The sequence below is a fragment of the Streptomyces sp. NPDC042336 genome (genome assembly GCF_055581985.1).
On the sequence record NZ_JBVJEA010000006.1, the window covers coordinates 334,169 to 353,785 of the forward strand.

Sequence of the window (19,617 nt, forward strand, 5' to 3'; positions counted from 1 at the left end):
GCAGGTGACACCCCCATGACCACGACGACCCCCGCACGGGTGGTGACCGGCACGTCCCGCGCCACCGCCCCGGACGGCCCCGCCTCCGGGCTGCGTGCCCGCAGAGCGGCCAAACGCCGTCAACTGACCGCCGCAGGCGTCCTCATGACGCCGTTCTTCGCCCTGCTGGTCACCGTCTTCCTGATTCCCGTCGGCACCGCCGTCTACCTCAGCTTCTTCAGCGACGACCAGCCCGGTCTCGGCTTCGGCCCCGAGCGCACGGTCTTCGTCGGACTGCGCTCCTACGCGGCCGTCCTCACCGACCCCACCTTCCTCGGCGGGCTCGGCACGGTCGCCCTGTACTGCCTCATCTACATCCCGCTGATGGTCGTCGGCGCCCTCGCGCTCGCCCTGCTGCTCGACTCCGGCGTGGTCCGGCTGCGCGCCCTCGCCCAACTCGGCCTCTTCCTGCCGCACGCGGTGCCCGGCATCATCGCGGCGCTGATCTGGCTGTACCTGTACACGCCCGGCATCAGCCCGGTCATCGAGCTGTTCGCGAAGGGCGACATCACGATCGACTTCCTGGGCGTGCACACGGTCCTCCCGTCCATCGTGAACATCGCCCTGTGGAGCAACCTGGGCTACAACATGGTGGTCTTCTACGCCGCCCTCCAGGCCGTGCCGCGCGAGGTGATCGAGGCGTCCGTCGTCGACGGCGCCGGGCCGGTGCGCACCGCCCTCCAGGTCAAGACACCGCTGGTGCGGGCCTCCATCGTGATGGTCGCGATCTTCACCCTGATCTGGGCGCTCCAGCTGTTCACCGAGCCGATGCTGCTCAGCCAGTCCTCCCCGATGATCAACTCGCGGTTCTCGCCCAGCATGTACATCTACGACGCGGCCTTCACCCGCAACAACTACAGCCTCGCCGCGGCCGCCTCGGTGGTCCTGCTGGTGTGCACCATCGCCCTGTCCTACGGCGTCACCCGCTTCACCAGCCGCGCCGACTCCGAGGAGGCCCGATGAGCGCCACCGACAGCTCCCTGCTCCGCCCCAGGCTGCTGGGCCGGGCGACCGTCAACGTGGTCGTCGCCGTCTCCGTCCTCTACACCCTGTTGCCGGTCCTGTGGCTGGTGCTGGCCTCCACCAAGAACCGGGACGCGCTGTTCAGCAGCGACCTGCTGTCCCTGAGCGACTTCTCCTTGCTGCGGAACCTCAACGACGTCTTCGCCATGGACGGCGGGCTGTACGGCCGCTGGTACGTCAACAGCCTGCTGTACGCGGTCATCGGCGCCGCCGTCGGCGCGCTGGTGAGCGTGGCCTGCGGCTACGCCTTCGACAAGTACCGCTTCCGGCACAAGGAGAAGCTGTTCGGCCTGGTGCTGGCGGCGGTCATGGTGCCGCAGACGGTGCTCGCGCTGCCGCTGTACCTGATGGCCTCCGAGGCCGGCCTGGTCAACACCTTCTGGGCGGTGTTCATCCCGGTGCTGTTCAATCCCTTCGGCGTCTACCTCGGGCGGATCTTCGCGCGGGGCTACGTGCCCGACGAGGTCCTGGAGGCGGCGCGCGTGGACGGGGCCGGGGAGCTGACCACGTACGCCCGGGTGGCGCTCAGAATGCTGGGCCCCGGCCTGATCACCGTCTTCCTGTTCCAGCTGACCGCGATCTGGAACAACTTCTTCCTGCCCATGGTGATGCTGTCCGACCAGGACCTGTATCCCGTCAGTCTCGGCCTGTACCAGTGGAACAGTTCGGCGTCCGTGTCGCCCGAGTACTACCCCGTGGTCATCATGGGCTCGCTGCTCGCCGTGCTGCCGCTCATCCTCGCCTTCGTGCTGCTCCAGCGTTTCTGGCGCAGCGGCCTGACCGCCGGAGCCGTCAAGTGACCGTGCACGCCCCCGGACCCGGCTTCCGGCCCCGTGCCGCCGTGGCCATGTCCCCGGACGCCGCCTCGGCCGTCCTCGACCCGCAGTCGCTCGCCGCCTTCCGCCGGGTCTGCGACCTCGCGCCGTTCCCGGTGCTCGACGACCTGACCACGGCGCGGGCGAGATCCGTGCTGGCGGACGTCGAGGTGCTGATCACCGGGTGGGGCTGTCCGCCGCTGGACGCGGAGGTGCTGCGGGCGGCGCCCCGGCTGCGGGCCGTGGTGCACACGGCGGGCAGTGTCCGCGGGCACGTCACGGACGCGTGCTGGGAGCGCGGGGTCGAGGTTTCCTCGGCCGCCGCGGCCAACGCCCTGCCGGTGGCCGAGTACACCCTCGGCATGATCCTGCTCACCGGCAAGCGGGTGCTGGAGCGGGCCCGCGACTTCCAGGTCTCCCGGACCCGCGGCAACTGGCTGCGCACCCCGCGCGGCGTCGGCAACTACCGCCGTACGGTCGGCATCCTGTCGGCGTCGCTGATCGGCCGCCGGGTCGTCGAGCTGCTGCGGGCGCACGACGTCGACGTCCTGCTGCACGACCCGTACGTCACGGACGCGGAGGCCGCCGGACTGGGCGTCGAGAACGTGACGCTGCCGGAGCTGTTCGCGCGCTGCGACACCGTCAGTGTGCACACCCCGCTGCTTCCCACGACCCGTGGTCTGGTGAGCCGTTCGCTGATCGAGGCGATGCCGGCCGACGCGGTGCTGATCAACACGTCCCGGGGCGCGGTGATCGACCAGGACGCGCTCACCGACGCCGTGCTGGCGGGCCGCATCCGCGCGGTCCTCGACGTCACCGATCCCGAGGTGCTTCCGCCGGACCATCCGCTGTGGGACTGCGAGCACGCCCTGATCACCCCGCACCTCGCCGGTTCCGAGGGCAACGAGTGGCGCCGTCTCGCCGACCTCGCGCTGGCCGAGACGACCCGCTGGGCGTCCGGTTCCGGCTTCCTCCATCCCGTACGACGCGAAAGGCTGGCGTTCCTGGCATGAGCATCCCGTTCGAACTGCCCACCGAGGACCGTGCGTCGAGCCCGTACACCGGTTACACCCGGGCCCACTGGGAGGCCGTCGCGGACGGGCTGCTGTGGGCCGCGTGGCGCTGGAGCACCCCGGGCCGCGCCCTGCTCGACCTGCCGGGACGGCCCTCGCGCTCGGGGGTGCGCTCCGACGGTCTGGAGGGCTTCGCGCGGACCTTCCTCGCCGCGGGCTTCCGCGTCGCGGGTGCGGACGGCGCGGACCCGCACGGCTGGCTGGACCGGTACGCCGAGGGCCTGGCATCGGGCACCCGCTCCCCCGGCCGCGACGACACCGAGTCCTGGCCGCTGATCCTCGACCACGACGTGCAGGGCCAGCCCATGGTGGAGTCGGCCTCGGTGGCGCTGGGGCTGCGGCTGACCGCGCCGTGGCTGTGGAAGCACCTCGACTCCGCCGTGCAGGACCGGGTGGAGGAATGGCTGCGCGGGGCGCTGCGGCACGTGCCGGCGCCGAACAACTGGTACCTGTTCCCCTATACGGTGGCCGGGTTCCTGGAGTCGGTCGGCCGGGGCGACGCCGAGACGGCCGCCGCCCGGCACCGGGCGCTGGAGCTGATGGAGGGCTGGTACCGGGGCGGGGGCTGGTACGCCGACGGCGACGGACGCGCCTTCGACCACTACAACGGCTGGGCGCTGCACCTCTACCCGGTGCTCGACGCCCACCTCGGCGGCGACACCGACGCCCTCGCCCTCTACGGGGAACGGTTGCGCGCCCACCTGGACGGCTTCGCCCTGATGTTCGGCTCCGACGGGGCGCCGCTGCACTTCGGCCGCTCTCTCACCTACCGTTTCGCCGCGTCGGCGGCCGTGGGCCTGGGCGCGCTGACCGGGCACACCCCGCTGACGCCGGGTGCCTCGCGGCGGCTGGTCAGCGGCAGCCTGCGGTACTTCGTGGACCGCGGGGCGCTGACGGACGAGGGGGTGCTGAGCGCCGGCTGGTACGGACCGCACGAAGCGACCCTTCAGTCCTACTCGGGTCCGGCCTCCCCGTACTGGGCGTCGAAGGCCTTCGTGTCGCTCCTGGCCCCGGCGGACCACCCGCTGTGGACGGCGCCGGAGGAGCCCGCGCCGGTGGAGGAAGGGGACCGGGTCCTCGCCCTGCCCGCGCCGGGGCTGCTGGTGCAGGCGACCAGCGGCGACGGGATCGTACGGCTGCACAACCACGGCAGCGACCATGTCCGCCCGCACGAGGGCGAGTCGGCCGCCGAGGACGACCCGCACTACGGCCGCCATGCCTATTCGACCCGGACGGGCCCCACGGCGCGGGAGAACGTGCCGGACAACCACCTGTCGGTCGGGGTGGACGGCCGGTCCAGTGTGCGACGCCGGATCCATCCGCTGGGGGCGGGGCACGGCGACGGCTGGGGCTGGGCGGCGTCCTGGCACCGGCCCGTCTTCGCGGCCGGGCCGCCGATGGTGCCGGGGCTGCGGGTGGAGAGCGTCACGGTGGCCCGGGGGCCGTACGAGCTGCGGGTGCACCGGGTGGTCGGGGCGCCGCCCGGGGCACGGGTCACCCACACCGGCTGGGCCACCGGTCCCGAGGAGCCCCTGACCTCCGCGCTGCACGGCCTGTACGGCTGGGAGCCCGAGGCGGAGACCGTGCGCGCCCCGCAGGGCACCGCGTACGTGCCGTGGGCGGAGCTGCCCCGGCTGTCCGGCGCGGCCGGCGGCACCTCCGTGCACGTGAGCCTGGCCGCGCTGACCGGCGATCCCGTGAGCGTCCCGGCGGCCGATGCCGTCGCGGAGGTGGTGCCGGGGAAGGACGGCGTGGAGGTGGTCTGGGCGGCCGACGGTGCCCGCACCCGGGTCTCGTTCGAGCCGGTGGGGGTGACGCACACCGAGGCGTAGGCCGGTACGCGTTTCGAGGGCCCCGACCCGTGTCCGCGGTCGGGGCCCTCCCGCATGCGCTCTCCCGCATGCGCCCCGTCTCATGCCCCTCCCCCGTGCGCGCGTCCCCGGTGGCGTGCCGCGCCCGGGCCGGTGACGCTGGGACGGCACCGGTGAGAAGGAGCCGTACCCATGCGCAAGTCGTCGTGCACCGTGATCGCGGCCCTGGCCGTGTCTCTCCTGGGCACCTCCGGGGCGCATGCCTCGATGCCGCGCGCCGCGCACCTTCCGGGCGATGTGACGGCGACCGAGTGCATCGAGGGCGGCGGAGTGATCATCATTTCGGCGGACGGGGACGGGACCGGCTCCTTCACGACGCTCTGCCGGGGCGGCACCCACGACGGACAGACCATCAGCTGAGCCGACCGCCTCCGTCGCTCGCGCCCGTGCCTTGAGTCCCGAACACTGGGTACGCGGTCACGGCCCACCACGGCAGTCGGTACTCGAACACGACCGGGCGCGTGCAACGGCCCGCCCAGAACGGAGAAAGGCCGATGAGCGAGGCCAATCCCCTCAAGCGAGCAGTCCGCAAGGTGACCGAGGGCCTGCACGGCGAGGCCGGTGGTCCGCCGGACGGGATTCCGGGCCGGCCCGGCCCCGAGTCGCCTCCCGTCGCCGAGCCCACCGAGCCCCGTGAGCCGCTGCCCCCGAAGCCGGACCAGAGCGGCCCGGACACCGTGTCGCCGACCGGTCAGCCCACGGGCGCCGACCAGGCCCGGGTGGCGCAGTCCGGCAGCTACCTGACGGACGCTCAGGGGACGCGGCTGTACGACACCGACCACTCGCTGAAGGCCGGGCCGCGCGGGCCCGTGCTGCTGCAGGACCACCACCTGCGCGAGAAGGTCATGCACTTCGACCACGAGCGCATCCCCGAGCGCGTGGTGCACGCGCGGGGCGCGGGCGCGCACGGGGTGTTCCAGAGCTACGGCACGGCGGCCTCGGTGACCAAGGCCGGGTTCCTGGCGGCGGACGTGGAGACGCCGGTGTTCACCCGGTTCTCCACGGTGGTCGGTTCCCGCGGGTCGTCGGACACCGTGCGGGACACCCGCGGGTTCGCGACGAAGTTCTACACCAGCGAGGGCGTCTTCGACCTGGTCGGCAACAACATCCCGGTCTTCTTCATCCAGGACGCCATCAAGTTCCCGGACGTCGTGCACGCCGCGAAGCCGCACCCGGACCGGGAGATCCCGCAGGCGCAGAGCGCGCACGACACCTTCTGGGACTTCGTCTCGCTGCACACCGAGGCGACGCACCACACCATCTTCTTCATGGGCGACCGCGGCATCCCGCGCTCCTACCGGATGATGGAGGGCTTCGGCGTCCACACCTTCCGGCTGGTGAACGCCGAGGGCGCCACGACGCTGGTGAAGTTCCACTGGAAGCCCAAGCTGGGCGTGCACTCGCTGGTGTGGGACGAGGCGCAGATCATCAACGGCGTCGACCCGGACTTCCACCGCCGGGACCTCGCCGACGCCATCGAGGCGGGCGCGTACCCCCAGTGGGAGCTGGGCATCCAGACCTTCCCCGACAACCCGGAGCAGACCTTCGAGGGCATCGACCTGCTGGACCCGACCAACCTCGTGCCCGAGGAGCTGGCGCCGGTGCAGCCGGTCGGCCTTCTGACCCTGAACCGCAACCCGTCCAACTTCTTCGCCGAGACCGAGCAGATCGCCTTCCACGTCGGCCACCTGGTGCCCGGTATCGACGTCACCGACGACCCGCTGCTCGCGGGGCGGCTGTTCTCCTACCTGGACACCCAGATCACGCGGCTGGGCGGCCCCAACTTCCCGCAGCTGCCGATCAACCGGCCGCAGGCGCCGGTCAACGACATGCTCCGGGACGGCATGCACCAGAGCGCCGTGCACCGGGGCGTGGCGCCCTACCGGCCCAACTCCCTGGACGGCGGCTGCCCGTTCACCGCGGGCGCGGACACGAACGCGTTCATCGAGGCTCCGGTGCGGGTGCCGGAGGGGAGGAAGGTCCGCGAGGCCCCCGAGTCGTTCGCGGACCACTTCAGCCAGCCGCGCCGGTTCTGGCTGAGCATGAGTCCGGTCGAGCGCGAGCACATCATCGGCGCCTACACCTTCGAGCTGGGCAAGTGCTACGAGCAGGCGATCCGGGAACGGACGCTCCAGGTCCTGGCCAACATCGACCCCGAGCTGTGCGCGGGCGTCGCCGAGGGCCTCGGCCTGCCCGCCCCGGCGCCGACCGTCCCGCTGGCGGACGTGGCGCCCAGTCCGGCGCTGTCCCAGGTGGGCGGTACCTGGCCGCTGGACGGCAGGGTGATCGGCATCGTGACCGGCGGGGCCGACCTGGAGGGCGTGGGCGCGGTACGGGAGGCGGTGCTGAACGCCGGGATGGTGCCGCTGGTCGTGGCGCCCACCGGCGGCACCCTCGGCTCCGGCGACGCCGCGCTGACCGTGCAGCGCAGCTATGTCACCGCGCGCTCGGTCGAGTTCGACGCGGTGCTGATCGCGGGGACGCCCGACATGGGCGGCGACGCCTACACCCCGCGCGACTACAAGGCCGGTCCGGCGCCCGCCGGGCCGGGGACGATCGACCCGCGGGTGAGCCTGCTGCTGTCGGAGGCGTTCCGGCACGGCAAGGCGATCGGCGTCTGGGCGGGCGGCGAGCCGGCGCTCCAGGCGTCGGGGGTGCCCGCCGACGCTCCGGGTGTCGTCGTCGCCGACTCCGGCACGGCGGCCCTGGAACAGGTGACGCAGCTGATGGGCTCGCACCGGGTGTGGGAACGCTTCACCACGCCACGGGGCTGATCCGACGGGCCGTGGGGCCGGGCGCCGACGGGCGTCCGGCCCCACGGTGTGTTCAGCACAGGACGCGCAGCGCGCCGGGCAGCACCCTGGCGGTGACTGGCACGACGGCCTCGACCTCGCCGTCGGCGCCGTAGGGTATCGCCCGGTCCGCCTCGATGCGGACCTCCCGGCCGCGCAGGACGCGTACCTGGGGCCGGTGGACGTGGGCGCCCGTGGAGAGTTCGTTCATCAGGGCGAAGAACAGCCGCCGCGGGGCCTGATGGATCATCACCACGTCCAGCAGGCCGTCGTCCACCCGGGCCGAGGGGGCGATGAGGCGGTCGAAGCCGTAGTAGCCGGAGTTGGCGGCCACCACCGTGTAGCCGGTGAAGGCGTGCTCCTCGCCGTCGACCGTGACGCGGTAGCGCGTCGCCCGCCAGCCCGCGACGGCCCGGACCGCCCCCGCGTAGTAGGAGGCGGCGCCGCGCAGCAGGCGCGTGGTGTTGGCGTGCCGGTTGGCGACCGCGTCGACACCGGCGTACACGCTGCCGAGGACGACGGTGCGGTCGTGGACGGCGGAGGTGACCTCGACGGTGTCGACCGGGCGGGGCTCGGCGCGCAGCAGCACCTCGGCCAGTTGGGCCGCTGCGGTGGGCAGCTTCAGGGCGCGCGCGAAGTCGTTGCCGCGCCCGGCCGGGATCAGTCCGAGCACGGTGCCGGTGCCGCTGAGGGCGCCGCCGATGCAGCCCGCCATGCCGTCACCGCCGACGGCGAGCACCACACGGCCCCGTTCCCCTGCCCGCCGGGCGAGTTCGCGGGCGTGCGCGAGGCTGTGGCTGTACTCGGTCTCCAGCCCGGCCCCCGCCTCCCGCAGCAGGCGGGCCACCCCGAGGAGCGCGGCGGCCGAGGTGGCGCCGCCCGCGGTGGGGTTGACGACGGCGGTGAACTGTCGCATCGATGTGCCTCCGGGCCGGCGGGTGGTGCCGGACTGTTGTCTCACGGGGTGGGCGGGTGCCGTGCGGCGGGGTCAGTCGGCGGGCAGCAGGACGCCGGGGCTGAGCAGTCCGGCGGGGTCCAGGCTCCGCTTGACGGCGCGCAGGGCCCGGACGCCGAGGGGTCCGGCCTCGCGGACGTACCAGGCGCGGTGGTCGGTGCCCACCGCGTGGTGGTGGGTGATGGTGCCGCCCGCGGCGAGGATGGCGTCGTTGGCCGCGTGCTTGGCCCGGGTCCAGTGCGCCACGGGGTCCTCGCCCTGGGCGGAGACGACCGTGAAGTACAGGGAGGCGCCGTTCTCGTAGACGTGCGAGATGTGGCACATGACCAGGGGCGGGGTGCCGGCCTCGGTGAGGGTGGCGGTGAGCGCCTCGCGGACCGCGGCGTACAGGGCCGGGAGGCGTGACCAGTGGGCAGCGGTCTCCAGGGTCTCGGCGAGCGCCCCGGCGTCGAGCAGGGAGTCGCGCAGGTACGGCGCCGAGTAGCGGCCGTGGGCCCAGCGCTCCCCCGGCTCCTCCCCGGCGAGGGTGCCGCCGCTCCGGCGCAGGACGGCCGCGGCTCCCTCGCGGCGGTGTGCGGTGTCCTCCTGCGTGCCCTCGAAGCCGACGACCGCCAGGCAGCCCGCGTCCCGGTGCTCCAGGGAGGCGCCGACGGCGTCGGGCTGGGCGAGGCCGATCAGGGTCTCGGTCTCGTCGGACAGCCGCAGCACCGTGGGGCGCGGGCCGTCCTGGGCGAGTCGGCGCAGGGCGGCGGCGCCCGCGTCGAAGGAGGCGAAGCGCCAGCCCTCGTAGCGGCGGACGGCGGGCACGGGCCGCACGCGCACGGTGACGGAGGTGATGACGCCGAGGGCGCCCTCCGAGCCGAGGACGAGCTGGCGCAGGTCGGGTCCGGCCGCCGAGCGCGGGGCGCGGCCCGTGTCGAGGGTGCCCTCGGGGGTGGCGAGGGTGAGGCCGAGGACCATCTCGTCGAAGCGGCCGTAGCCGGCGGATGCCTGTCCGCTGGAGCGGGTCGCGGCGAAGCCGCCGATGGTGGCCCATTCGTAGGACTGGGGGAAGTGGCCGAGGGTGTATCCGCGCTCGGCGAGCAGCGCCTCGGCCTGGGGGGCGCGCAGGCCGGGCTGGAGGGTGGCGGTGCGGGAGACCTCGTCGAGGTCGAGGAGCCGGTTCATGCGGCGCAGGTCGAGGGCGACGAACGGGCCCGCGCGCCCGGGGGCGAGGCCGCCGACGACGGAGGTGCCGCCGCCGAAGGGGACGAGGGCCAGACGGTGTTCGGCGCAGGCGGCCAGCACGGCGAGCACCTCGTCGTGGCTGTCCGGCAGGACGACGGCGGCCGGGGTGTCGGTGACATCGCCGGCACGCATCCGCAGCAGGTCGGGGGTGGACTTGCCGCGGGTGTGCCGGATGCGGCTCTCCGCGTCCGTGCGGACGTCCTGGGCACGCTGTCCGACGGCGGCCTCCAGCGCGCGGCGGGCGTCCCCGCCCAGTGGCGAGGCGGGGACGTCGATCTCCTCCAGCGGCAGGGGGGCGGTGTCGCGGGGTGTGACGCCGAGCAGCTCGCGCAGCAGCCCGGTCACCGTGTCGGGCAGCGGCGTCGCCCTGGCCGGGTCGCCCCAGCCGTTCCACAGCATGTCCATTGCCTGTCGTCCTCACGGTCGCTTCGAGGGATGCCGTACGCACGCTCCCTTGGGCGTTACACTGTTACACATGACGCCTAACCGTCACAACCATGCGAGCAGGCAGACCTCCTCGGACAACGACACGGTGCTGGACGCCGTGCGCGACTGCGTGATGGCCGTCGGGGTGCGGCGCACGACCATGACCGACGTCGCCCGCCGCGCCGGCGTCTCCCGGATGACGCTGTACCGGCGCTGGCCGGACGTGCGGTCCCTGGTCGGCGACCTGATGACGCGGGAGTGGATCGCGGTGGCCACCGGCGCGATCCCCGGGCCGGGAGAGGGCACCGACACCCGTCGGCGCATCGTCGAGGGCCTGGTCGCCGGGGTGGAGGCGTTCCGCGCCCACCCGCTCTTCCGGAAGATCGTCGACGTCGATCCGGAGCTGCTGCTGCCCTACGTCCTCGACCGGCGCGGGGCCAGCCAGGAGGCCCTGCTGGGGTTGCTGGCCGAAGCGCTGGAGGAGGGCCACGCCGACGGGTCGGTCCGCCGCACGCACACCGGGCGGCAGGCGCGGTCGGTGCTGCTGCTGGTGCAGTCCTTCGCCCTGTCGCTGCGGACCATGACGGACGAGGACGACGCCGAGCTGACCCCCGCGGCCCTCCTCGCGGAGCTGCGCACCATCCTGGAGAGGACCCTCACGCCATGAGCCCCGTCAGCCGCCCCGCCGCCGGGGCCTCCCTGTCCGCCGCACGGCGCGCGCGCGAGGTGGCCGACACCGTCGGCGGCCCCGTCGTGGACGTCCTGGTCGTCGGCCTCGGCGCGACCGGTGCCGGTGCCGCGCTGGACGCCGCGGCCCGGGGCCTGAGCGTCGTCGCGGTGGACGCCCACGACCTGGCCTTCGGCACCTCTCGCTGGAGCTCCAAGCTCATCCACGGCGGCCTGCGCTATCTCGCCTCCGGCCAGCTCGACGTCGCGCACGAGAGCGCGGTGGAACGCGGGGTGCTGATGGAGCGCACGGCGCCCCACCTGGTGCGCGCCCAGCCGTTCGTCCTGCCGCTCACCCCGCTGGTCTCCCGCGGCCAGGGCGCGCTGGCGTGGGCGGGGTTCCGGGCCGGGGACGCCCTGCGGCTCGCGGCGCGCACCGCACGGGCCACGCTGCCCGCACCACGCCGCCTGTCCGCGGTGGAGACCCGGCACCTCGCCCCGGCGCTGCGCTCCGACCGGCTGCGCGGCGGCCTGCTCTCCTGGGACGGCCGGCTCACCGACGACGCCCGGCTGGTGACGGCGCTGGCCCGGACCGCGGCGGCCCGCGGTGCGCGGATCCTGACCCGGGTCAGGGCGCTGGAGCTGACCGGGTCCGGTGCCCGCGTACGCGACGAGACGACCGGCGAGGAGGGCGTGATACGGGCCCGCGCGGTGGTCAACGCCTCCGGGGTGTGGGCCGGCGACCTCGTGGACGGCATCCGGATCCGCCCCTCCCGCGGCACCCACCTCGTCCTGCGCTCCGAGCGGCTCGGTCCGCTCCCGGCCGGCCTGCACGTGCCGATCCCCGGCGAGACCAACCGCTTCGTCCTCGTCCTGCCCCAGGGCGACGGCCGGGTCTACGTCGGGCTCACCGACGAGCCTGTGGACGGGGACGTGCCGGACGTGCCGGAGGTGCCCGAGACGGACGTCGGCTTCCTGCTCGACGTGCTCGGCTCGGTGCTTCGGGCGCCGGTCCACCGCGAGGACGTGGTGGGTGCCTTCGCGGGCCTGCGCCCCCTGCTCGACACCACCCCGTCGGACCGGCCCGGCGCCGGGCCCCGCACGGCCGACGTCTCGAGGCGGCACGCCGTGCTCACCTCGTCCGAGGGCGTGATCACCGTGGTCGGCGGCAAGCTCACCACGTACCGGCGGATGGCCGAGGACGCCGTGGACGCCGCCGTCGCCGCCCGCGGGCTGGCCGCCGGCCCGTCCCCGACCGCCGCGCTGCCCCTGGTCGGCGCCGCCGCCCCGCACACCCTGGCCGTGGTCCCCGCGCCCCGCCGCCTGGTACGGCAGTACGGCACCGAGGCACCGGCGGTCCAGGCCCTCGCGGCCCGGGAGCCACGCCTGGCCGAGCGCGTACTGCCCGGCCACCCCGTCACCGGGGCCGAACTGGTGTGGGCCCTGCGCCACGAGGGCGCCCTCGACGAGGCCGACCTGCTCGACCGGCGCACCCGCATCGGCCTGGTCCCCGAGGACCGCGCGGCCGCCCTGAACGCCGTCCGCGACCTCGTCGGCGAGGTCACGGCGGAATCGAGCTGACGCCGGCCGGCGCGGGCCGGGCCCGGGGGTCGGGCGGCCTCACACCGGCCGGTCCAGGGCGCACGCCCTGTGGTCCGCGGCTCGCAGCCGCTCGGCGGCCGGAAGGGGCCGGGGTCGGCCCCTCCCGTCAGGTGCTCCGGTCGTCCTCCTGGACGGCCCTGCGGAGCTTCGCCTCGATCTTGTGCCGGGACTGGCCTCCCTCCTTGACGTACTCTGCCATCGCCGTCCGCGCGTCCCGGTCCAGGTCGCGCCAGGCCCGTACGGCGGTCTCGTACGTGTCCGACTGCCGCGGGGTCCACTGGTGCTGCGTGGGAGGCCCGTACGAGTCGCGCAGCTCCTCGACCCGGTGCTGTGCCAGGTCGGCCGCGCGGCGCTTGTGCACGAGTTCCTCGAATGTGTGTACCACCACACCTCCGACCGTAGTCAGAGGAACGCCGTCGCGCGCGTCGAGCCCCCGCGGTCCCTCCGGCCGATGCGTTCCGGTCTGCTCAAGTGGACCACGCGGGCCGCCAAGGGCCTTAACATCAAGCCACCGACGACGGCCGGGGCATATGCGGCGCACACGAGAGACGAGGGCAGCGTGGCGGAGACCGAGGGAGCGGCAGTACCGGAGCGGCTGCTGATCACCCGTACCACCACGGGCGGCGGCGTCAGTCTCGTGAGCCTCGCCGGGGAGGTCGATCTCGACGGCAGCAGTCAGCTGCGCGAGGTCCTGCTGGCATCGGTGGAGTCGGCGCCGGGCACCGTGGTGGACTTCGGCGAGGTGGGATTCCTCGACTCCAGCGGCATCAACGTCCTCATCTCCGTGCACCGGGCCGCCGAGGCGCGCGGCGTCTGGTTCCGGCTCGCCGCACCGCGCGACCCCGTCGAACGGGTGCTGCGGCTGGTGGGCGTCGACACGCTCATTCCCTGCTACCCGAGCGTGGCGCAGGCCCTGGCCGCCTGAGCGGCGGGTCAGCCCAGCGGCAGGCGCGCGTACACCGTCTTCCCGGCCGCGTGCGGCTTGGTGATGACCTCGCCGCACAACCGGGTCACGATCTCCAGCCCGTGCCGGCCGACCCGCACCGGGTCACGGGGCAGGAACGTGGGGAAGGCGTCCCCCGTGTCCGACACCGCGAACTCCACCCGGTCGTCCACCAGGGTCAGCTCCAGCCGGCAGGGGCCGGGCGCGTGCCGCACTGCGTTCGTGACCAGCTCGGTCGCGACCAGCCGGGCCGCGTCCAGGAAGGCGTCCGTCAGGTCCAGGCCCCGTTCGGCGAGCCGCGCGACGAAGCCGTGCACGACGTCCCTTGAGGCGGGGATCATCGCCGCTCCGCCCCTGAACTCGACGACCGCGGACACGACGGAGGCATCCGCGGTGTCGGGTCCGTGCGCCGGAGTCATACCGAGCCTCACCGTCCGGTCCGGGGCCGAGTGGAAGGAGCGAAGGTCCCCGGGCCTCACGATACGCACCAGGACGCTTCCCACGAACCCTTTGCCCCAACTTCCGCCGGACGCGCCGTTTTTTGAACGAACCCGGGCCGTCCACGCCCGCGCCGGCGCCGTCCCCGTCGATACGGACGGGGACGGCGCCGGCCCCGGTCGGAGGGCCCGCCGGGACGACCGGGTCAGGAGGCGGTGCAGGTGCCGACCGTGGGCGCGGCGTCACTGCCGTTCTTCGCCGCGGTGAACCCGAAGCTGGTCGACGCGCCGGCCGCCAGGGTGCCGTTCCAGCTCGGCCGCACCGTCATGACGTTGCCGCTCCAGGTGGGCGTGCCGTTCCAGAGGGAGGAGACGGACTGCTGCGCGGGCAGGGTGACCGTCGCGGTCCAGGACCTGATCGGCTCGTCGCCCGCGGTGATGGTGACCTGGCCGTTGTAACCGCTGCTCCAGTCCGCGGTCCTGGTGTACGTGGCCGTGCAGCTCACGGTGCCCTCGCCCGGGTCGCCGGGGCCGCCCGAGCCGCCGAGGGCGGACAGGACGGCGTCGTAGGCCGGCTTCTCGCCGTAGTTGCCGTCGAACAGCAGCGGGGTACCGCTGCTGCGCCACGAGTACTTGTCGGTGACGCCCCAGACGGTCATGCCGGTGCAGCGGCTCACCGCGAGGCAGGCTTCCACCACCTTCCGGTAGTCGGCCGCCTGGGCGGAGCCGGAGCCCTCGATGTCCAGCTCCGTGATCTGCACGTCCACGCCGAGGTCGGCGAAGCGCTGGAGGTTCTGCCGGTAGTCGGCCGGGACCGGGGAGTTGCTGTTGAAGTGCGACTGGAAGCCGACGCAGTCGATGGGCACCCCGCGGGACGTGAAGTCCTTGACCATGGCGTAGACGGCATCGCTCTTCGCGTTGACGCCGTCGGTGTTGTAGTCGTTGTAGCAGAGCTTGGCGGCCGGGTCGGCGGCGCGGGCGGTGCGGAACGCCTCCTCGATGAACCCGTCGCCGAGCTTGTCCTGGAAGGGCGAGCTGCGCCGGGCGCCGCTCCCGCCGTCCTGGAACGCCTCGTTGACGACGTCCCAGCTGTGGATCTCCCCCTTGTAGTGGCCCATCAGGCCGTTGATGTGGTCCTTCATGGCCGTGCGCAGGTCGGAGGCGCCCAGCGGGCTCACCCAGGAGGGCAGTTGGGAGTGCCAGACCAGGGTGTGGCCGCGTACGTCCATGCCCTGGCTCCGCGCGTGGTCCACGATCCGGTCGGCCGAGGTGAAGGTGAAGGTGCCGCGGCTGGGCTCGGTGGCGTCCCACTTCATCTCGTTCTCGGGTGTCACCGAGCTGAACTCGCGGTCCAGTGTGGCGGCGTAGTCGGCCTCACCGAGGTGGCCCGCCGCGACGGCGGTGCCGAAGTAGCGGCCCTGACCGGCAGCCGCCGACCCGAGCGTGTCGGCGGCTTCGGCGGAGTGGGCCGCGGCCGTCAGCGCGGCCGCGGCCACGAGACCGGCGGTGACCGCCCTCGACAGGCGTCTCACGATCATGCTCATGTCATCTCGTCCTTGAATCGGTGTGCGGGGCCGTTCGGAAGGGCGATGCGGTTCGAAAGTTTCGGTCTGATTTCCGAATGTCGCGGAGGAGATTACGGACTCCCGTCCGTCAGGTCAACGCCCCGTCACCGCCACGTCACGCTCACCCGACCGCGTGCGCGACCCGGGGGAGGTGACGGCTTCTTGCTGCGCCACCCGGACGGACGCACCGCTACGCTCGACCTGCCCGGTGGGGTGGTGTTCGGGGTGGGCCCGGTACACGGACGGTCTCGTGGAGCGGCCCGGCACCGACACCGACGAGGGCGTCGCCGCCCCTGCGCCTCGCGCCGGCCGGGGCCGGTGCGCCCGCCCCGCGGGCCCCCGTGTCACGGGGGGTGCCCCTCGCCTCTCCGGGCCCGGCAGTGTAGACATGGGCACATGGTCCGACTGATGGGTCGATCGGGAGAACGGTCACCCCGTCGTCCCGGCGGCCCGCACGCCCGACACCGGCAGGACGCGGACCGGTCACGGCGGGGAGGGGACGCGGGGCGGCCTGCCTCGGCGGTGCGCTCGGCGCTGTCCGGGCGCAGTGTGGCCGGCCAGGTCTTCGTGATGAACGTCGTCATCGTGCTGCTCCTGGTGGTGGCCGCGGCGGTCGCGCTGGTGCTCCAGGTGCGGCACGACAGCACGGTGGAGGCCCGCAACCGGTCCGTCTCGGTGGCCGAGACCTTCGCCAACTCCCCCGGCATCCTCCAGGCGCTGCGCAGCCCCGACCCCACGGCAGTGCTCCAGCCCCGCGCCGAGGCGGTGCGCAAGGCCACGGACGTGGACTTCGTGGTCGTCACCAACCCCGAGGGCGTCCGCTACACCCATCCCAAGCCGGACCGCATCGGGAAGAAGTTCGTCGGGAACATCGCGCCCGCGCTGGCCGGGAAGACGGTGACCGAGGAGATCGAGGGCACCATCGGCCCGCTGGTCCAGGCCATCGTGCCCATCGAGGACCCCGGCGGGAAGGTGGTGGGCCTGGTCTCGGCCGGCATCACGACCGAGAACGTGGGCGGGGTCGCCGACCGCCAGCTGCCCCTCGTACTGAGCGCGGCGGCCGTCGGGCTGGCCCTGGCGACGGGCGGCACGGCCCTGGTGAGCCGTCGGCTGCTGCGGCAGACACACGGCCTGGGGCCGCACGAGATGACCCGGATGTACGAACACCACGACGCCGTCCTGCACAGCGTCCGCGAAGGGGTGCTCATCGTCGGCGGCGAGGGCAGACTGCTGCTCGCCAACGACGAGGCCCGGCGGCTGCTCTCCCTGCCCCCCGACGCGGAGGGCCGGCACGTCAGCGCGCTCGGGCTGCCGTCCGACCTGGCGGAGCTGCTGGCCTCGGGCCAGGCCGCCACCGACGAGGTGCACCTGGTCAAGGACCGGCTGCTGGCCATCAACCAGCGCCCCACGGACGTACGGGGCGGCCCGGCCGGCAGTGTCGCGACGCTGCGCGACTCCACCGAGCTGCGGGCCCTGTCCGGCCGGGCCGAGACCGCCCGCGAGCGCCTGGACATCCTCTACGCGGCCGGCGTGGGCCTCGGGACCAGCCTGGACGTCACCCGCACCGCCGAGGAACTGGGTGAGCTGACCGTCCCCCGGTTCGCGGACTACGTCACCGTCGACCTCTTCGACACCGTGCTCGCGGGCGGCCAGCCGGGCGGCGTGACGCCGCTGCGCCGCACCGCGCTCAGCGGCATCACCGACGACGTGCCGCTCTACCCGGTGGGCCGGCAGATCCGGTACGTGGACTCGTCCCCGCAGGGCCGCACGCTGCGGACCGGCCGGGCCGTGCTGGAACCCCGCCTCGGCGAGGCCCCGGGCTGGCAGGCACAGGACCTGGAGCGTTCCGCCCAGATCGTGGAGTACGGGATCCATTCGCTGATCACCGTCCCGCTGCGCGCGGGGACCCTGGTGCTCGGGGTGGTGAGTTTCTGGCGGTCGGTGCGGCCCGAGCCGTTCGACGAGGACGAGCTGGCGCTCGGCGAGGAACTGGTGGCGCGGGCCGCGGTCTCCATCGACAACGCCCGCCGCTACACCCGCGAGCACAGCATGGCGGTGACGCTCCAGCGCAGTCTGCTGCCCCGCAGGCTGCCCGAGCAGAACGCGCTGGACGTCGCCTACCGCTACCTGCCCGCGCAGGCGGGGGTCGGCGGGGACTGGTTCGACGTGCTGCCGCTGTCCGGGGCCCGCGTCGCGCTCGTGGTCGGCGACGTCGTCGGACACGGGCTGCACGCCGCCGCCACCATGGGCCGGCTGCGGACGGCGGTGCACAACTTCACCGCCCTCGATCTGCCCCCCGACGAGCTGCTCGGGCTGTTGGACGAGCTCGTCGGACGGATCGACCAGGACGAGACGGCCGACGACAGCACCGCCCCGGTGACCGGTGCGACCTGCCTCTACGCGATCTACGACCCGGTCGCCGGTTCCTGTGTGCTCGCCCGGGCGGGCCATCCGCCGCCGGCCCTGATCCGGCCGGACGGCACCGTGGAGTTCCCGGAGGTGCCCGCGGGGCCCCCGCTGGGCCTGGGCGGCCTCCCGTTCGAGACGACGGAACTGCGGCTGGCCGAGGGCAGCCGGCTGGTGCTGTACACCGACGGGCTGGTCGAGGACCGCGTGCACGACATCGACGTCGGCCTCGAACACCTGCGCCAGGCGCTGGAGACGGCCGGCGAGACGCCCGAGGAGACCTGCCGGACCGTCCTGGACGCGCGGCTCCCGGACCGGCCGGGCGACGACATCGCCCTGCTGGTGGCCCGGACCCGGGTGCTGGGCCCGGACCAGGTGGCCGAGTGGGACGTCCCGAACGATCCGGCGGCGGTCGCCGAGATCCGTTCCCAGGTCACCCGGCGGCTGGACGAGTGGGGCCTGGACGAGCTGGCGTTCACCACGGAGCTGATCCTGAGCGAGCTGGTCACCAACGCGATCCGGTACGGCGGCGAGACGGTCCACGTCCGGATGGTGCGCGACCGCAGCCTGATCTGCGAGGTGTTCGACAGCAGCAGCACCTCCCCGCACCTGCGCTACGCGGCCATGACGGACGAAGGCGGACGCGGCCTCTTCCTGGTCGCCCAGCTCGCGGAGCGATGGGGCACCCGCTACACGCCGGCCGGCAAGGTCATCTGGGCGGAGCAGCCGGTGCCCTGACGGATACCGGGAGGCGTGGTCGCCTTCGGTCCGTACCAATTTCGCGCCGGACGGGTGCCCAGTGCGCCGTTGTCTGGTAGGAAACTTTCCTGTCAGTGCCCGCACTCCCGACTCCCACTCCCCCCACCTCGTTTGGAGACCCCGTGAGGCACCCCTACCCCGACCCGGCACGCCCCGCAGGTCCCGCGCGCCGTACCGTGCTCGCCATGGCATGCGCGTCCCTGGCGACAGTCCCCCTGCTCATCCCCTCGCGGGCCGCGGCGTCCTCCGCGCGCGCGACGGGACTCGACGACCCGGCGAAGAAGGAGATCGCCATGCAGCTGGTGTCGAGCGCGGAGAATTCCTCGCTCGACTGGAAGGCGCAGTACCGGTACATCGAGGACATCGGCGACGGCCGCGGCTACACCGCGGGCATCATCGGCTTCTGCTCCGGCACCGGCGACATGCTCGATCTGGTGGAGCTGTACACCGAGCGCGGTCCCGGCAACGTGCTCGCGCCCTATCTGCCGGCCCTGCGCCGGGTCGACGGCTCCGACTCGCACGAGGGCCTCGACCCCGGCTTCCCGGACGACTGGCGCCGGGCCGCCGACGAGGACCCGGAGTTCCGCCGGGCCCAGGACGACGAGCGCGACCGCGTGTACTTCGACCCCGCCGTGCGGCGGGGCAAGGAGGACGGGCTGCGGACGCTGGGACAGTTCGCGTACTACGACGCGATGGTCATGCACGGCGACGGCGGCGACCTCGGCTTCGGCAGCATCCGGGAGCGCGCGCTCGGCCGGGCCCGGCCGCCTGCCCAGGGCGGCGACGAGGTCGCCTACCTGCACGCCTTCCTCGACGAGCGGGTGTGGGCCATGAAGCAGGAGGAGGCGCACAGCGACACCAGCCGGGTCGACACGGCGCAGCGCGTCTTCCTGGACGAGGGCAACCTCGACCTGGAGCCGCCGCTGGACTGGCACGTGTACGGGGACGCCTACCACATCGGCTGACCCGCGCCCAGGCTCGGACTTCGGCGCCCTGCCGGGGCGTCCGGACAGGACAC

Annotated in this window: 16 protein-coding genes; 11 read left to right on the forward strand and 5 right to left on the reverse strand. The window is 73.6% G+C overall.

The genetic code is table 11. From position 1 onward, the window contains the following. Positions 1–15 precede the first annotated feature (15 nt). The 6 genes from ACZ6IM_RS16365 to catB all read left to right on the forward strand — a co-directional run bounded on the left by ACZ6IM_RS16365 (position 16) and on the right by catB (position 7,595). Positions 16–1,002 carry a carbohydrate ABC transporter permease gene (locus tag ACZ6IM_RS16365; RefSeq protein ID WP_052841184.1) on the forward strand — a complete coding sequence of 329 codons (987 nt, stop codon included), beginning with the start codon at positions 16–18 and terminating at the stop codon, positions 1,000–1,002. Further along, the gene (locus tag ACZ6IM_RS16370; RefSeq protein ID WP_052841183.1) at positions 999–1,862 is read left to right on the forward strand and encodes a carbohydrate ABC transporter permease; all 864 of its coding nucleotides are present in this window, start codon (positions 999–1,001) and stop codon (positions 1,860–1,862) included. The genes ACZ6IM_RS16365 and ACZ6IM_RS16370 overlap by 4 nt, the downstream gene beginning before the upstream one ends. Continuing rightward, positions 1,859–2,890: a hydroxyacid dehydrogenase gene (locus ACZ6IM_RS16375; RefSeq protein ID WP_469557135.1), complete on the forward strand. Its 1,032-nt coding sequence runs from the start codon at positions 1,859–1,861 to the stop codon at positions 2,888–2,890. Before ACZ6IM_RS16370 ends, ACZ6IM_RS16375 begins: the two co-directional genes overlap by 4 nt. Beyond that, positions 2,887–4,782: a DUF2264 domain-containing protein gene (locus ACZ6IM_RS16380; protein ID WP_469557137.1), complete on the forward strand. Its 1,896-nt coding sequence runs from the start codon at positions 2,887–2,889 to the stop codon at positions 4,780–4,782. Before ACZ6IM_RS16375 ends, ACZ6IM_RS16380 begins: the two co-directional genes overlap by 4 nt. A 171-nt stretch (positions 4,783–4,953) precedes the next feature. Then, positions 4,954–5,181 carry a hypothetical protein gene (locus ACZ6IM_RS16385; protein WP_052841181.1) on the forward strand — a complete coding sequence of 76 codons (228 nt, stop codon included), beginning with the start codon at positions 4,954–4,956 and terminating at the stop codon, positions 5,179–5,181. A 134-nt stretch (positions 5,182–5,315) separates the two neighbouring features. Then, positions 5,316–7,595, forward strand: coding sequence for a catalase CatB (gene catB / locus ACZ6IM_RS16390; protein WP_052841180.1), 2,280 nt, complete (start codon positions 5,316–5,318; stop codon positions 7,593–7,595). 52 nt (positions 7,596–7,647) lie between these two features. On the opposite strand, the gene ACZ6IM_RS16395 is transcribed toward catB, so the two are convergent. Both ACZ6IM_RS16395 and ACZ6IM_RS16400 read right to left on the reverse strand, forming a co-directional pair. Continuing rightward, complete coding sequence (locus tag ACZ6IM_RS16395; protein WP_052841179.1) at positions 7,648–8,529, reverse strand: diacylglycerol kinase family protein; 882 nt, start codon at positions 8,527–8,529, stop codon at positions 7,648–7,650. A 72-nt stretch (positions 8,530–8,601) separates the two neighbouring features. Then, positions 8,602–10,200: an FAD-binding oxidoreductase gene (locus ACZ6IM_RS16400; protein WP_469557139.1), complete on the reverse strand. Its 1,599-nt coding sequence runs from the start codon at positions 10,198–10,200 to the stop codon at positions 8,602–8,604. Between the two features lie 70 nt (positions 10,201–10,270). On the opposite strand from ACZ6IM_RS16400, the gene ACZ6IM_RS16405 reads away from it, so the two are divergent. Together ACZ6IM_RS16405 and ACZ6IM_RS16410 are read left to right on the forward strand one after the other, a co-directional pair. Beyond that, positions 10,271–10,888, forward strand: a complete 618-nt coding sequence (locus tag ACZ6IM_RS16405) for a TetR/AcrR family transcriptional regulator (protein ID WP_469557141.1) — start codon at positions 10,271–10,273, stop codon at positions 10,886–10,888. After that, positions 10,885–12,468 carry a glycerol-3-phosphate dehydrogenase/oxidase gene (locus ACZ6IM_RS16410; RefSeq protein WP_469557143.1) on the forward strand — a complete coding sequence of 528 codons (1,584 nt, stop codon included), beginning with the start codon at positions 10,885–10,887 and terminating at the stop codon, positions 12,466–12,468. The genes ACZ6IM_RS16405 and ACZ6IM_RS16410 overlap by 4 nt, the downstream gene beginning before the upstream one ends. 127 nt (positions 12,469–12,595) lie before the next feature. On the opposite strand, the gene ACZ6IM_RS16415 is transcribed toward ACZ6IM_RS16410, so the two are convergent. Beyond that, the gene (locus ACZ6IM_RS16415; RefSeq protein ID WP_469557224.1) at positions 12,596–12,850 is read right to left on the reverse strand and encodes a hypothetical protein; all 255 of its coding nucleotides are present in this window, start codon (positions 12,848–12,850) and stop codon (positions 12,596–12,598) included. A gap of 90 nt (positions 12,851–12,940) precedes the next feature. On the opposite strand from ACZ6IM_RS16415, the gene ACZ6IM_RS16420 reads away from it, so the two are divergent. After that, positions 12,941–13,414 (forward strand): STAS domain-containing protein, encoded by a 474-nt coding sequence (locus tag ACZ6IM_RS16420; RefSeq protein WP_469557145.1) that lies wholly within the window; start codon positions 12,941–12,943, stop codon positions 13,412–13,414. Between the two features lie 8 nt (positions 13,415–13,422). Here ACZ6IM_RS16420 and ACZ6IM_RS16425 read toward each other — a convergent pair whose 3' ends face one another. After that, entirely contained in the window at positions 13,423–13,851 is a 429-nt protein-coding gene (locus ACZ6IM_RS16425; protein WP_052841173.1) for an ATP-binding protein, read from the reverse strand. A gap of 224 nt (positions 13,852–14,075) precedes the next feature. Beyond that, positions 14,076–15,413 carry a glycoside hydrolase family 10 protein gene (locus ACZ6IM_RS16430; RefSeq protein ID WP_469557147.1) on the reverse strand — a complete coding sequence of 446 codons (1,338 nt, stop codon included), beginning with the start codon at positions 15,411–15,413 and terminating at the stop codon, positions 14,076–14,078. Positions 15,414–15,830: 417 nt separating this feature from the next. Between ACZ6IM_RS16430 and ACZ6IM_RS16435 the strand changes: the two genes are divergently transcribed. Further along, on the forward strand, positions 15,831–18,578 hold the full coding sequence (locus tag ACZ6IM_RS16435; protein WP_469557149.1) for a SpoIIE family protein phosphatase: 2,748 nt from the start codon (positions 15,831–15,833) through the stop codon (positions 18,576–18,578). 143 nt (positions 18,579–18,721) lie between these two features. Then, positions 18,722–19,564, forward strand: a complete 843-nt coding sequence (gene csnA, locus ACZ6IM_RS16440) for a chitosanase CsnA (RefSeq protein ID WP_469557151.1) — start codon at positions 18,722–18,724, stop codon at positions 19,562–19,564. Positions 19,565–19,617 lie beyond the last annotated feature (53 nt).